Origin of the sequence: Cystobacter fuscus (assembly GCF_044360685.1) — a bacterium.
GTDB lineage: Bacteria > Myxococcota > Myxococcia > Myxococcales > Myxococcaceae > Cystobacter > Cystobacter fuscus_C.
Genome location: NZ_CP043491.1, coordinates 553,056 through 566,705, shown reverse-complemented (window position 1 = coordinate 566,705; position 13,650 = coordinate 553,056). Strand labels below are relative to the sequence as shown.

The window sequence follows — 13,650 nt, the reverse complement described above, 5'->3', positions numbered from 1 at the left end:
CGCGGCCTAGCGGCGGCGCTTGCCTCCTCCCAGGGCGAGGAGCAACACGCCGCCCACCACCCCCGCGCCACCGATCGCCAGGTCGCGCTGGGTGCTATCGGTGTAGCGCCCGGTGAGCTTCTGCGCGGCGCGCTCCACCATGGAGTCGGTGGCGCGCCAGGCAGACACCAGGAACACGGTGCCAGCGACAAGGAGCATGATACCCAGGATGCGGACAATCCCCACGGCGTGAGTCCTCTCGGCTTTGGGTGCGACGGGCCGGGACCACCCGGCGCCGCGCGACATTAGCCCCCAACCCCCCTGGGAGTGTCCAGAACTCCACGAACCCGGGGGGGTTCGGGCACCTTCGGACATTCGTGGCGGAAAGCACGTCTGAGTACATCTTGACCCAGTAGTGTGGGACGGGCGAGAGGAGCGGGCAGCGTGAGTGACATCAAGCCAACCGAGGAGCCCGTGCGCCGAGTGGTGACCGGTTCGTCCGGACTGGACGCGCTGCTCAACGGCGGCTGGGTCCACGGGGGGACCTACATGGTCTCGGGAGCCCCGGGGACGGGCAAGACCGTGCTGGGCAACCAGCTGTGCTTCTCGCACGTGGCCAGCGGCGGGCGCGCCGTCTTCATCACCATGCTCTCCGAGTCCCACGAGCGGATGATGACGCACCTGCACGGCATGCGCTTCTTCCGCCGCGAGGTGATTGGCCAGTCGCTGCACTACGTGAGCGCCTACGCCACGCTCAAGGCCGAGGGGCTCGAGGGGCTGTCGCGGCTGCTCTACCGCGCGGTGCGCGAGCACCAGGCGACGGTGCTGGTGGTGGACGGGCTGCTGGCGGCGCAGGAGAGCGCCGGCTCGGTGCTCGTCTTCCGCGAGTTCCTCCACTCCCTGGGGGTGCACAACGCGCTGGCCGGCTGCACCACGCTGGTGCTCACCAACCGCCAGGAGAACGCGGCGGATCCTCAATTCGCCATGGTGGATGGGGTGCTCGTGCTGGAGATGCACCTGGAGGGCCTGCGCTCCGTGCGCGCGCTGGAGGTGACGAAGCTGCGCGGCGAGCCGCAAATCACCGGCCGGCACGTCTTCGAGATCAACTCCGAGGGGCTCGTGGTGTACCCGCGCCTGGAGGCGTTCGTTCCGCCCCCGCGCGAGGAGCCCGCGGACTCCGCGCGGCGGGTGGGCTTCGGGGTGCCGCGCCTGGACGAGATGCTCCTGGGCGGCGTGCCGGAGCGCTCCTCCACGCTGCTGTCCGGGGCACCCGGCAGTGGCAAGACGCTCTTGGGGATGCACTTCCTGGCGGAGGGGGTGCGGCGGGGAGAGAAGAGCCTGTACTTCGGCTTCGGGGAGACGCGCGACCGGCTGCTCGCCAAGGCCCAGGGACTGGGGCTGAAGCTGGCCCCGGCGCTGGCGTCGGGTGGGCTCGTGGTGGAGTCGCGCACCCCGGTGGAGTGCCTGCCCGATGCCCGGGCGCACGAGCTGCTCGCGCTCGTGGAGCGCCACCAGGCGCGCCGGCTCGTGCTGGATGGCCTGGAGCTGCTCCTGCATACGATGGACCCACGGCGCACGCTCGGCTTCGTCACCTCGCTGCTCAACGCGCTGCGCGCGCGCGGCGTCACCCCGCTGATGCTCCAGCGCACGCCCATGCTCTTCGGGCCGCGCGAGGAAGGGCCGTTGCAGGGCTTGGAAGCACTCATCGACAACATCGTCTTCCTCCGCTATGTGGAGTTGCGCTCGCGGCTGTACCGGATGCTCTCCATCTTCAAGATGAGCGAGAGCCCCTACGAGTCCACGTCGCGTGAGTTCTCCCTCTCCTCGCGGGGTATCGACGTGGCGGACAGCTCCGAGAGCGCCGAGAACATCCTCCAGGGCCAGCACCGGCCGCGGGCCACCAAGCGCCCCTCCACCCGGAGCAAGGCCGCGCCCCGGCGGCGCGCATCCCTCAAGCGCGGAGGTCGCGCATGAGCAAGCTGCTCATCGTGGACGACGAGGTGGCCATCCTGGAGGCCCTCACGGACATCCTCTCCGTGGAGGGCTACGAGGTCTCCACCGCCGCCAATGGCGCCGAGGGGCTGCAACAGGTGGGCCGCGACCGGCCGGACCTCATCCTCCTGGACTTGATGATGCCGGTGATGGACGGCCAGGAGATGCTGCGCCGGCTCAAGGACGACCCGTCCCTGCGCACCATCCCCGTGGTGGTGATGAGCGCCGGGCGGGTGACGAAGGCGGAGTTGCAGGGCAGCCGCTTCCTCGCCAAGCCCTTCGAGCTGGATGACCTGCTGGACACCGTCACCGCGGAGCTGAACAAGAAGGCGTGACGCCCGAGCGGGGCGCTTGGGCGCGCCCCGCCACCCCGTCTCAGGAGTTGCCACCCGGAGGCGTCGCGGGGGGCACGAACAGGTGGGTGCGGTAGTGGGTGAGCTCGGCGATGCTCGAGCGCAGATCCGCCAGCGCCGTGTGCCCCGAGGGCGCCTTGCGCTGGGCCACCTTGTCCGGGTACCACGCGCTCGCCAGCACCTTGAGGCTCGACACGTCCACCTGGCGGTAGTGCAGGTAGCGGTCGAGCATCGGCATGTACTTCACCAGGAAGCGCCGGTCGGTGTGGATGGAGTTGCCGCAGAGGATGCCCTCGCCCACGTCGCAGTGCTGCGACACCAGGGCGGTGATTTCCTTCTCGGCCACGCGCAGGGACGTCTGCGACTCGCGCACCCGCTTGGCCAGACCGTTGCGCGTGTGCATCTCCCGGACGATGGGCTCCATGCGCGCGAGCACCTCCTCGGGCTGCCAGATGACGCGCTCCATCTCCGCCCGGGGCACCAGATCCGGGCCGGTGATGATGACACCAATCTCGATGATGGCGGAGTCGTCGGGGTCCAGTCCGGTCATTTCCAGATCGAGCCAGACGAAACACGGGGGCGGCGGGGCGGATACGGGCATGGGCCGCGCAGTCTACCCCGAGCATGGGCGATTGAGGGATGATGCCGCCCCATGGAACTGACCGTCTTCAGTGGCACCGCCAACCGCGCACTGGGTGAGAACCTCGCCCGCACGCTCGGACGGCCCCTGGGCCGCTGCCACCTGGAGCGCTTCCCGGATGGCGAGCTGTACGTGGAGATCCAGGAGGACGTGCGCGGCCGCAACGTGTGCCTCATCCAGCCCACGGCGCCGCCGGTGGGCGAGCACCTGATGGAGCTGCTCTTGATGGCGGACGCGTGCTGGCGCGCGGGCGCGGCGCGGCTCATGGCGGTGGTGCCCTACTTCGGCTACGCGCGGCAGGACCGGCGGGGCAAGCCGGGCGAGGCGCTCGGCGGCAAGCTGGTGGTGGACCTGCTCGAGCGCGGCCGCTTCGAGCGGCTGGTGGCGGTGCACCTGCACACCCCCGCGCTGGAGGGCTGCTTCGGCATGCCGCTGGAGCACCTGGACGCCAGCCACCTCCTGGCCGAGGCCGCGCGGCCCCACGCCGGAGAGGGCGCGGTGGTGGTGTCGCCGGACCTGGGCGCGGTGAAGCTCGCCGAGCGCTACGCGCGCCAGCTCGGGCTGCCCCTGGCCATCGTGCACAAGCGCCGCATGAGCGGCTCCGAGGTGAGTGTCCGGGGGCTCGTGGGCGAGGTGCGCGGCCTGCGGCCCATCATCGTCGACGACATGATCTCCACCGCGGGCACCATCGCCGCCACGGCGGAGACGGTGCTCAAGGAGGGCTGCACCGAGGACATCACCGTGGTGGCCACCCACGCGCTGCTGGTGGGCCCCGCGGTGGAGCGGCTGAGCCAGGTGCCCATCCGCCGCCTCATCTCCACGGACAGTGTGCCCCAACAGCGCACGCTCCCCTTCGACCACGAGGTGGTGGGACTCGCCCCGCTGCTCGCCGACGCCATCTGCCGCGTCACCTCCGAGCGGCGCTGAGCCCGAGGCGCACCCGGGGTGCGAGTCGCGCCCCTCCGCGCGTCCACCGGGATAAGGTGCCCGGCCATGTCCGACACGCTGCTCAGCCACCTGGAAGCCGGAGTCCTCACCCTCACCTTCAACCGGCCGCAGAAGAAGAACGCCTTCACCGCCGAGATGTACTCGCTGGCGGCCCAGGCGCTGCGCGACGCGGACTCGAATGACGCGGTGCGCGTCGTGGTGCTCGCCGGCGCGGGCGGGACCTTCACCGCGGGTAACGACTTGAAGGACTTCCTGGAGAATCCGCCCACGGGCGAGGACTCCCCCGTGTTCCGCTTCCTGCACACGCTCGCCCACTTCACCCGGCCCATCGTGGCGCGCGTGGAGGGAGTGGCGGTGGGCATCGGCACCACGCTGCTGCTGCACTGTGACTACGTGGCCGCCAGCGAGCGCGCCGTCTTCAGCATGCCCTTCGTCAACCTGGGCCTGAGCCCCGAGGGCGCCTCCAGTCTGCTGTTGCCCCGCCTGGCCGGCATGGCGCTCGCCTCCGAGCTGCTCATGTTCGGCGAGCCCTTCGACGCCGCCACCGCCCTGCGCGCGGGGCTCGTCAACCGGGTGGTGCCCGACGCGGAGCTCGAGGCGCTGGTGAAATCGCGCGCCGCCGCGCTCGCCTCCCGGCCCGTGGAGTCCGTGCGCCTCACCAAGAAGCTGCTGCGCGAGCCCCTGCGCGCCGCCGTGGACGAAACCCTCTCGCGCGAGGGCGCCCTCTTCATGCAACGGCTCGCATCGGCCGAGGCCCGCGAGGCCTTCAACGCCTTCCTGTCCAAAAAGAAATAAATTTCCAATCCACCTCCCTTCCGGGCCGGGAAATGGACTCACCTTCACTGGGATACTGTTGGATTCACGGCGCCGGGGGAGTACCTGCTGGGTGCACTGCTTTTCCGGTGTTTACCCTGCAACTATGATGAGCCCTTGAGCGCCGACCATCCCCGAAGGAAGGCGTGTACGGGGGAAGATGACATGCAAAGCGTTGGATGGGCGGCTGCCATGCTGTTGCTGTTGTCCGCGTGCTCGCGCGTGCCGGACAGGACCTCGAACGTCCTGACCCAGGTGTGCCCATGAGCCCCCTGCGAAGGCCCCCCGCCTTCTGGCACCGCTTCCTCGCGGTGCGCTGGTTCATCCCACTCATCATCCTCGTCGCCGCGGTGTTCTTCTTCCTCTACACCTTCGAGGCGGACGTGGCGCAGGGCCACCTGCAGACGGAGAAACAAGCCGTCGCGGAGATGACCCTGCGGATGGCGCACCTCAACAGCATGATCGAGTACCTGCTGCAGAACGGGCAGCTCGACGCGGCGCGCAAGGAGTTGTCCACCCTGAGCGCCAACACCACCCTGCAGCAGGGCCTGCTGCTCGACGAGCAGCAGCGGGTGCTGGCCTCCATCCGGCCCGCGCAGATCGGCCTGACCCTGCGCGACGCCTGGCCCCAGCTCGACCCGGCCGAGCACGCCCAACACCTCGCCACCATGCTCGAGTACATGGCCGGCAACGTGCACCTGAGCGAGGACCGGCGGCAGGTGGTGGCCTACTACCCCATCACCCTCCAGGCCAGCCCCGAGGGCACGCGGATGGGCCTGCTCCTCTTGCGGCAGGACCTGACGGCCCAGAAGCTCGCGCGCCAGAGGGAAGCCGAGCGGTGGGCGGCGCGCTCGTGTCTGGTGGTCGCGGTGCTGGTGTGTCTGGTCAGCCTCGTCGTGCACCTGGTGCTCGGACGGCGGATGCAGCGGCTGACCGCCACCGCGCACCGGCTCGCCCTGGGCGAGTTGCACGCACGCGCCCACCTCCGGGGCGTGGACGAGGTGGGCCTGCTCGGCCGGGCCTTCGACTTCATGGCCGAGCAGATCGACCGCGGCAACCGCCAGCTCCAGGAGAGCCAGGAGCGCATCCGCTCCCTGCTCGACTCCACCGCCGAGGCCATCTTCGGCCTGGACCTCGAGGGCCGCTGCACCTTCTGCAACCGCGCCGCCCTGCGCCTGTCGGGCCACGAGCACGCGGACGCGCTGCTGGGCCGCTCGCTGCACTCCATCATCCACCCCGGCCACGAGCCGTCCGGCGATTGCCGCGTGTGCGAGTCCTTCCGCGAGGAGGGCGCCCTGCACGGCGACGACGAGGTGCTGCGCCACCCCCGCGACGGCGACGTGCCCGTGGAGTACTGGTCCCACCCGGTGACGCGCAGTGGCGAGCGCGTGGGCTCGGTGGTGACGTTCGTGGACATCCGCGAGCGCCTGCGCGCGGAGTCCACCCGCCGGCGCATGGAGGAGGGCTTCCGCGCCCTCATCGAGCACTCGCCGGACGCCATCTTCCTGCACCGCGCCGGCACCCTGCTGTTCGCCAACCGCGCCGCCGCCACGCTCCTGGGCCATGCGAGCCCCGAGTCCCTGCGCGGCCTGCCGGTGTCGGAGCTGGTGCTGCCCGGCGAGGAGGCCGCCCTCATGGTGACGAGCCAGGCGGGGATGCCCCGCGAGGCGCGCTTCCGCCGCCCCGATGGCCGCCAGGCGGTGGGCGAGGTGATGACCGTGTCGCTGCTCTTCGAGGGCCTGGCCACCGTGGCCTGCATCACCCGCGACATCACCGAGCGCCGCCAGGTGCAGGAGCGCATCCTCGCCACCGAGCGCATGGTGTCCCTGGGCACGCTCGCCGCAGGCGTGGCCCATGAAATCAACAACCCCCTGGCCTACCTGCTCAGCAACCTGCGCTTCGTGGAAGCCGAGGTGCGCGACATGGCCGGGCACGTGGCCGAGCTGTCCGGCGCGGAGGGGGTGGAAATCCAGCAGGCGCTGCGCGAGGCCATCGACGGCGGCAACCGCGTGCGCGACATCGTGCGCGACTTGAGGACGTTCTCGCGCGGCGGCAATGACTCGCGCGGCCCCGTGGACATCCATACCGTGCTCGACTCGTGCGCGAACATGGCCCGGAGTGAGATCCGCCACCGCGCCCGGCTGGTGAAGAACTACGGGACGGTGCCGCGCGTGTTCGCCAATGACTCGCGGCTCGGGCAGCTCTTCCTCAACCTGCTCGTCAACGCCGCGCAGGCCATTCCCCACGGCAACGCCCACCAGAACGAGATCCGCGTCACCACCACGTGCGAGGAGGGCCAGGTGCTGGTGGAGATCCAGGACACGGGCGTGGGCATTCCCCCCGAGCACCTCCCCCGCCTCTTCGATCCCTTCTTCACCACCAAGCCCGCGGGCGTCGGCACCGGCATGGGACTGTCCGTCTGCCACGGCATCGTCACCGCGCAGGGGGGGCGCATCTCCGTGGAGAGCCACCCCAACCAGGGCAGCACCTTCCGCGTGGTGCTGCCCGCCATCGAAACTCCCCTGGAGCACTTCGGCCACGACGAGCCCGAGCGCGCCGCCTCCTGAGCAGCACTCAGCCCGTCTTGCCCACCAGCCGCACCCGCGGCTCGGGTTCCCGGACATGCTCGGTGGAGCCCCTCAGCCGCCGCATCGCCCGTCCCAGATCCGCCTGGGAGACCTGCGGCCAGACCCCCGGAGGTGTGCGTGCCACGTTGGGCGGCCGAGGCGCTTCGTCCTGCGCGCCTCGCTTGAAAGGCGACTCGGACACGGACAGCTCCTTCAAGTCCTCATCCTTCATGTGCCCCATCTCCACCTCCTGGAAGGGTTCCCCCGTTAGTGAGGCTAATGGGTCAATTGCCATTTGGTCAAGCTTTTCTGGAATTTAACCGAGAGGGTGTTCTCCAACGGAAACATGCTGGAAGGTCCTGTCCTCGGGTGGACGGGACCGCACTGGAGGGTGATGGCGCGCGGTCAGGGCTTCTGGATGTTGAAGAAGCTCGAGTAGATCTCGTTGCCCGTCATCAACTTGGGCCAGGTGGGCGGGGCCTCGGCCAAGACATCTCCGTGCTCGTCCAGGCGGAGCATGACGATCTCGTGCCGTTCGAGCGCGGGCAGGAGCATGGGCGAGTGGGTCGTCACGATGAACTGCATGCGCGGAAATACACGCTTGAGCACCGGCACGAGCCGCACCTGCCACGTGGGATGGAGGTGGAGATCGAGCTCGTCGATGAGCACCATTCCCTCCATGTCCTCCAGGGGAACGGCCTCACCGATGTCGAGGTACATCTGCCCGATGAGGTCGGCGATCCACGCGATGGTCGACTGGTAGCCCTGCGAGAGCCAGGTGGCGGGAACCTTCGTCTTCTGGCCGGAGAACGCGAACTCGAAGCTGTGGGACCGGACCAGGTCTCCCGGCTGCGTCACTCCGCCCCGGCCGCGCAGCTCGACAGCGTCCACATGGGGCAGGAGGTGGTTGTCGACGAAGACCTTCTTGAGCGCCTGGATGAAGGGCTCGAAGCGAGGCGTGTCGGCGAACTGGTTGGCGAAACCCGTGCCAACGAGCGGTGCCTTGCCAAAAAGCGGTTCGAGCCGGTTGAGCACACGATCCTTCAGCTCGGACGCGCTGAGCGGTACCGGGAGCTGACGCTGCGTGCCGTAGCCAGCGACAAACCAGCCTGGAAGGGATTTCGCACGGGCTTCCGCGAGGGGGTTCTGAAGAGCAAGTGCATAGCCGCCCAACCAAGACAAGAGCGCGGCATCGGAACGCACGTCCTCCCCCTCGAGCTTCCAACGGAAAGGTGTCTTTTCATCCTCCTCGTCCTTGATTTCCGACAACAACTTCTTGAGGCGAGCCACCATCACAGTGGAATCAGCGGGGAGATGGTTCTCGTCAGAGGACGCCAGCGCGTTGACGGAGGCAAACAGGGATGTTCCCCGGAACGTCGACTGTCGGGGCTCGATGTCCAGGGAACTTCGCAGCCCCAGGGAGGGTTGCTCCTTGAAGAAGACCTTGGAGGCCTCGGGAAAAACGCGCCATTTGTCCAATCGGGTACCGAATTCGAAATCAGCGCGAAGCCGCACGGACTCCTCGGCCGGTCGCCTCAAGTCCGGCAGCGAAGGCACATCCGCCAATTGATTGGCCCGGTCGGAACCACTCGCCACCAGGGCGATCGCCTGGAGCAGTGTCGTCTTGCACGCCCCGTTTTCCGCGACGAGCGCGGTCCACATCCGGGGCTTGCCCTCGTGCGTGAAGTCGAGGGCGAGATCCCGCATGCGCTTCAGGTTCTTCACGTGCAGCCGGTTGATGTACATGCGTTCCTCCGCCCTCTTCTTACGCCCCCTACACGGGAGCCGTCGTGTGGATTCCTAGCGCCCGCGCCGGGGCGGGGCGAGGAAGGACTCGATGCTCGGGCCCTGGGCCGCCTTGAAGGCGATGCACAGGTCGATGGATTCCAACACCAGGGCGAGGGAGCGGGGGCCTCCGGCGGCACGCGCCATGCGCTCGGTGAAGAAGGCGGTGGCTTCCTGGCGGTGCACCGGATCGCAGTAGGACGAGGCGGCCATCGCGAGGTACGCCACCATCTCATCCGGCATCCGCGCGACGAGCGCGTCGTAGTTCTTCGTCACGAAGGCGTAGGCCACGTCCCGCGAGCGCACGTCGGTGGCCGCGCCGAACAACAACCGCCACACCTCGCGCAGATCCACGGCCGGCTCCAGCAGCAGCCCCAGGTTCTGTTGGACCAGGTCCGCCTGGTGGAAGTCGCGCAGCGCGCCGAGGATGTCCTCCCGCCGCTTGCGCTCCGTCGCCGCGCTCAGCGCCGTCATCATCCTCGCGTGCAGGGCCGCGTCCCCCCAGACGGCGGCGGTGGCCAGCGTGGACTCCAACAGCTCGGCGTCGATCGCCCGGGTCTCCCCCCCGAGCCACCGCTCCGTCAGGCGCCGGGCCTCCGCCGTGAGCCGCGGGTCCCCGCCCTGCTTCCCGGCGAGCTCCAACAGCAGGGGCCGCATCAGCCGCGTGTCCACATCCTCGTTGGCGCGCGGCGTGAAACCGAGCGCCCGGGCCCGTGCGCCATAGGTGTCGCGCAGGAAGCGCTGGCGGTCGGTCTGGCGCGGCTCGGACAGCAGCGGGGGATTCATCAACTCCAACAGCTCCAACGAGGACTGGAACACCCGCAGGTCCTTCTCCCCGGCCAGGCCCGACAGCAGGCCGAGCGCGTCCGCCGCGGGCATCGCGCCGGCGCCCACCAGGGCCCGCACGTCCCCGAGCAGGGCCACGCGCTCGGCGCGCGAGAGGTGGCGGCTGTCGGTGGAGAGCAGTCGGCTGAGCATCCGCGCGTCCACGGCGGTGCGGTAGTAGCCCGCGCCATCCGCGTTGGGCTGGAGCCAGGCGGGGCAGCCCCGGGCCTCGGGCAGCGGCAGACGGGCCGTCTCGGTCTCCAGGAGCGTACAGGCGCGTCCCGCCCGGGCGCCCGTGCCATGGCGCACGCACACCGGCACCTTCCAGAGTTGCGGCGTGCCCCCCGCAGAGCCCAGGGGCAGGAAGCGGCGCTGGGAGAACTCCACCTCGGGCACCCGGGCCGAGCAATCCAGCCGGGCGGTGATGAGCGGCGCGCCGCCCTGCTCCAGGAAGGAGTCCAACACCCCCGACACGTCCCGCTGCGCCTCCGCCGACAGGGCGGCGATGAAGTCGCTCGCGGTGGCGTTGCCGTGCTCGTGCGCGCGCAGGTGGCGGCGCACCCCGCGCTGGAAGACGTCCGGGCCCAGCCACTGCTCCGTCATGTACAACACCGCCGCGCCCTTGCCGTAGGTGATGACGTCGAAGGCGTTGAAGACGTCGTCCTCGCTCTGGATTGGCTGGCGGATGCGGCGCGCCGACAGCAGGCTGTCCGCGTTCAACGTGCGCGAGCGGTTGCCCACCCGCGTCAGGGGCTCGTCCCACGAGGGCTGCGTGTCCGCGACGGCGCGGCTCGCGGCCCAGGAGGCGAAGGCCTCGTTGAGCCACAGGTCATCCCACCACTGCATGGTGACGAGGTTGCCGAACCACTGGTGCGCCAGCTCGTGCGCCTGCGTTTCGTAGAAGGCGCGCTGGCGCTCCACGGAGTCCTCCTCCTCCCGGGCCAGCATCAGCTCCGAGTTGAACGTCACCAGGCCCGGATGCTCCATGGCCCCCCCGAACAGGGGCACGGCGAGCACGTCCAGCTTCTCGTAGGGATAGGGCACGCCGAAGTAGCGCTCCAGGTAGGCGAGCAGTCCGGGCGTCACCCGGGCGGCATGGGCGCCCTCCGCGGCACGGCCCCGGGTCGTGACGATGCGGGTGCGCACGGCCTTCTCCCCCGAGGCCGGGGCGTCCAGGAAGTCGAAGGGGCCCACGCCAAAGGCGACGAGATAGCTGGGCAGCGGCTGCGTCCGGGCGAAGCGCCAGGTGGAGCCTCCCGCGCCTCCCGGCTCCTGGCTCACCACGGGCGTGTTGGTGACCACCGTCAGGCCCGCGGGCACGTGGAAGGTAAGCTGCCAGGGCACCTTGAAGCCCGGCTCGTCGAAGCACGGGAAGACGCGCCGCGCCCCCAGCGGCTCGAACTGGGTGAAGGCATACCAGTCACCCGCCTCGCGCGCGCGGAAGGCCCCACTCACCTCGCGCTCGGACAGCACGCCCTCGTAGACGAGGCGCAAGTGCGCGGGACCGGGCCGGAGCGCCACTTCGGGCTGGAAGCCGAGAAAGTCCCCCGTGCCCTTCACCTGGGAGACCGCCACCGGCACGCCTCCCACCGTCAGGACCGCCTCCTTCACCGTGAGCTCATGGCCCAGCAGCCACACCGTTGCCGTGGCCTCCTTCACGTCCAGGTCGATGTCGAGCACCCCCTGGAAGGTGGGCTGGGTGGGATCCAGGGTCAGCTCGGCCGCGTACCCCGTGGGCCGCACGCTCGTGGGCAGGCGCAGGGTGGGTGACACCGGCGGGGAGCGAGGGGACGCCGGCGCGGGGCCAGGCGCGGGCGCGGAGGTGGATGCGGGAGGCACCGGGGCGGGCCGGGTGGCGCACGCCGTCAAGGTGGCCGACAGGACGAGCGCCGCGCATCGAAAGATTCTGAGCATGCGCGCGGATCTAGCCCAAGACGACTGGACGGTGTAGCGACACGGCGGAAGCGCCTCTTGCCTCGGGCACCTGCTTCCAGGTGGAGTGCCAACGTGTCCAGCTCCCTTTCCCCCTCCTCGAGCCTCACCCGACTTCCGCCCGCGCCCCGACTCTCCCAGGTGATGGGCGAGCGCCCCTCGCCCGTGGTGGGCTGGCTCGCCAACCGGGTGATGGATGCGCTGTGCGCCCTGCCCGCCTCGATGCGGGATGGCCTCGCCCGTTTCGTGGGCTGGCTGGCATTCACCCTGGGCATCCGCCGCCGGGTGGCCCTGGAGAACCTCGCGCACGCGTTCCCGGAGAAGAGCGAGGCGGAGCGGCGGAGCATCGCGCGGGGGGCCTACATCACCATGGCGCGCGTGGTCATCGAGTCCATCGACACGAGGGATCTGGTGAATCTGTCCTGGGTCGCCCCCGAGGCGCCCGGCGGAGACTGGGAGGCGCTCAAGGCCCATGTGGCGACGGGCCGGGGCGCGCTGTTGGTGACGGCGCACTTCGGCAACTGGGAACGGGCGGGCAAGCTGCTGCCCCAGTGGGGCGTTCCCCTGGACGCGCTGGTGCGCCCGCTGAAGGGGGCGCTCAACATGCGCATCGTGGACAACCGGGTGGCCGCGGGCGTGGGCCTCATCTATCCCAAGGGCGCCATCGCCCAGGCGCAAGAGGCGGTGGGGCTGGGCGAGTCGGTGTTGATGCTGTTGGATCAAGCGCTGCCGGCGAAGGCGGCGGTGTTCGTCCCCTTCTTCGGGCGGCTGGCCTCCACCACGCCGGCGCTGGCGGTGGTGGCCCAGCGCACCGGGGCGCCGGTGTTCGTGATGATGGGCGTGCGGGACGCGAGCGGGCGCATCCTGCGGATAGAGGTGGAGGGGCCCATCCCCGCGCCGCCGGCCCAGGAGGGGCCGGATCCCATCGTGGCCCACACGGCGGCGGTGACGGCGGTGCTGGAGCGTCACATCCGGCGCAACCCGGGTCAGTGGCTGTGGCTGCACCGGCGCTGGAAGGTACAACCCCCCGCGGCGGAACTGGCGCCGGGCGGGAAGGAGTGAGGATGACCCGGACCCTCTTCATCGGAGACGTGCACGGGTGCGCGGAGGAGCTCGACGCGCTGCTGGAGGAGTGCGGCCACCGTCCGGGAGACCGGGTGGTGCTGGTGGGAGACCTCGTGGCCAAGGGGCCGGACTCGGCGGGAGTGGTACGCCGGGCGAGGGAGCGCGGCATGCTCGCGGTGCGCGGCAACCACGACGAGCACGTGTTGCGCTGGCACAAGGGGCTCATGCCCAAGCACAAGAAGCTCAAGCCCGAGCACAGGCAGGTGCTGGACACCCTCACGGACGCGGACTGGGCCTACCTGGAGTCGCTGCCCCTGCACCGCCCCTTCCCCGAGTTCAACGTGCGCGTGGTGCACGGGGGCCTGGTGCCCGGCGTGCCTTTGGAGCAGCAGGATCCGGAGTTGATGATCAACCTGCGCAGCATCACCTCGGAGGGCGAGCCCTCGAAGAAGCTCGAGGCCGGGGTGCCATGGGCGAGCCTGTGGCGGGGACCCGAGTTCATCATCTTCGGCCACGACGCCCTGCGCGGGGTGCAGCGCCATCCCCATGCCATCGGCCTGGACTCGGGCTGCGTCTACGGCCGGCGCCTCACCGCGTACGTGTTGCCCGAGGCCCGCTTCTACTCGGTGGCGGCGAAGCGGACGTACCTGGACATCGACGGGTAGAGGGCCCACCCCCTCTCCGCATGCCCGAGGGGCGGGCGCCCGGCCCCGCTCGCCCGCCTCCGGAGCACTATCTTCCGGCCAAGAGC

At 70.1% G+C, this 13,650-nt stretch carries 12 protein-coding genes; 7 read left to right on the top strand and 5 right to left on the bottom strand.

Annotation, left to right across the window (positions count from 1 at the left end):
* Positions 1-6: 6 nt before the first annotated feature.
* Entirely contained in the window at positions 7-225 is a 219-nt protein-coding gene (locus F0U63_RS02335) for a DUF3185 family protein (protein ID WP_395843223.1), read from the bottom strand.
* Positions 226-423: 198 nt separating this feature from the next.
* Here F0U63_RS02335 and F0U63_RS02330 point away from each other — a divergent pair, with 198 nt between their 5' ends.
* Both F0U63_RS02330 and F0U63_RS02325 read left to right on the top strand, forming a co-directional pair.
* Complete coding sequence (locus tag F0U63_RS02330; protein ID WP_395843221.1) at positions 424-1,953, top strand: RAD55 family ATPase; 1,530 nt, start codon at positions 424-426, stop codon at positions 1,951-1,953.
* On the top strand, positions 1,950-2,306 hold the full coding sequence (locus F0U63_RS02325) for a response regulator (protein ID WP_395843219.1): 357 nt from the start codon (positions 1,950-1,952) through the stop codon (positions 2,304-2,306). Before F0U63_RS02330 ends, F0U63_RS02325 begins: the two co-directional genes overlap by 4 nt.
* A gap of 40 nt (positions 2,307-2,346) precedes the next feature.
* Here the strand turns inward: F0U63_RS02325 and orn are convergent, their stop codons facing one another.
* Entirely contained in the window at positions 2,347-2,925 is a 579-nt protein-coding gene (orn, locus tag F0U63_RS02320; protein ID WP_395843217.1) for an oligoribonuclease, read from the bottom strand.
* Between the two features lie 51 nt (positions 2,926-2,976).
* Here orn and F0U63_RS02315 point away from each other — a divergent pair, with 51 nt between their 5' ends.
* The 3 genes from F0U63_RS02315 to F0U63_RS02305 all read left to right on the top strand — a co-directional run bounded on the left by F0U63_RS02315 (position 2,977) and on the right by F0U63_RS02305 (position 7,292).
* Complete coding sequence (locus F0U63_RS02315; protein ID WP_395843215.1) at positions 2,977-3,891, top strand: ribose-phosphate diphosphokinase; 915 nt, start codon at positions 2,977-2,979, stop codon at positions 3,889-3,891.
* A 66-nt stretch (positions 3,892-3,957) separates the two neighbouring features.
* The gene (locus F0U63_RS02310; protein WP_395843213.1) at positions 3,958-4,707 is read left to right on the top strand and encodes an enoyl-CoA hydratase; all 750 of its coding nucleotides are present in this window, start codon (positions 3,958-3,960) and stop codon (positions 4,705-4,707) included.
* A 281-nt stretch (positions 4,708-4,988) separates the two neighbouring features.
* Entirely contained in the window at positions 4,989-7,292 is a 2,304-nt protein-coding gene (locus F0U63_RS02305; RefSeq protein ID WP_395843211.1) for a PAS domain S-box protein, read from the top strand.
* Between the two features lie 7 nt (positions 7,293-7,299).
* Here F0U63_RS02305 and F0U63_RS02300 read toward each other — a convergent pair whose 3' ends face one another.
* The 3 genes from F0U63_RS02300 to F0U63_RS02290 form a co-directional block, all read right to left on the bottom strand.
* Positions 7,300-7,524 (bottom strand): hypothetical protein, encoded by a 225-nt coding sequence (locus F0U63_RS02300; protein ID WP_395843209.1) that lies wholly within the window; start codon positions 7,522-7,524, stop codon positions 7,300-7,302.
* A gap of 173 nt (positions 7,525-7,697) precedes the next feature.
* A complete protein-coding gene (locus tag F0U63_RS02295; RefSeq protein WP_395843207.1) occupies positions 7,698-9,038 on the bottom strand; it encodes an AAA family ATPase in 1,341 nt (446 codons plus the stop codon).
* 54 nt (positions 9,039-9,092) lie between these two features.
* Positions 9,093-11,816 (bottom strand): M1 family metallopeptidase, encoded by a 2,724-nt coding sequence (locus F0U63_RS02290; RefSeq protein WP_395843205.1) that lies wholly within the window; start codon positions 11,814-11,816, stop codon positions 9,093-9,095.
* 93 nt (positions 11,817-11,909) lie between these two features.
* On the opposite strand from F0U63_RS02290, the gene F0U63_RS02285 reads away from it, so the two are divergent.
* Both F0U63_RS02285 and F0U63_RS02280 read left to right on the top strand, forming a co-directional pair.
* The gene (locus F0U63_RS02285) at positions 11,910-12,896 is read left to right on the top strand and encodes a lysophospholipid acyltransferase family protein (protein WP_395843203.1); all 987 of its coding nucleotides are present in this window, start codon (positions 11,910-11,912) and stop codon (positions 12,894-12,896) included.
* A gap of 2 nt (positions 12,897-12,898) precedes the next feature.
* Positions 12,899-13,564: a metallophosphoesterase gene (locus F0U63_RS02280; RefSeq protein WP_395843201.1), complete on the top strand. Its 666-nt coding sequence runs from the start codon at positions 12,899-12,901 to the stop codon at positions 13,562-13,564.
* The last annotated feature ends 86 nt before the right edge of the window (positions 13,565-13,650 follow it).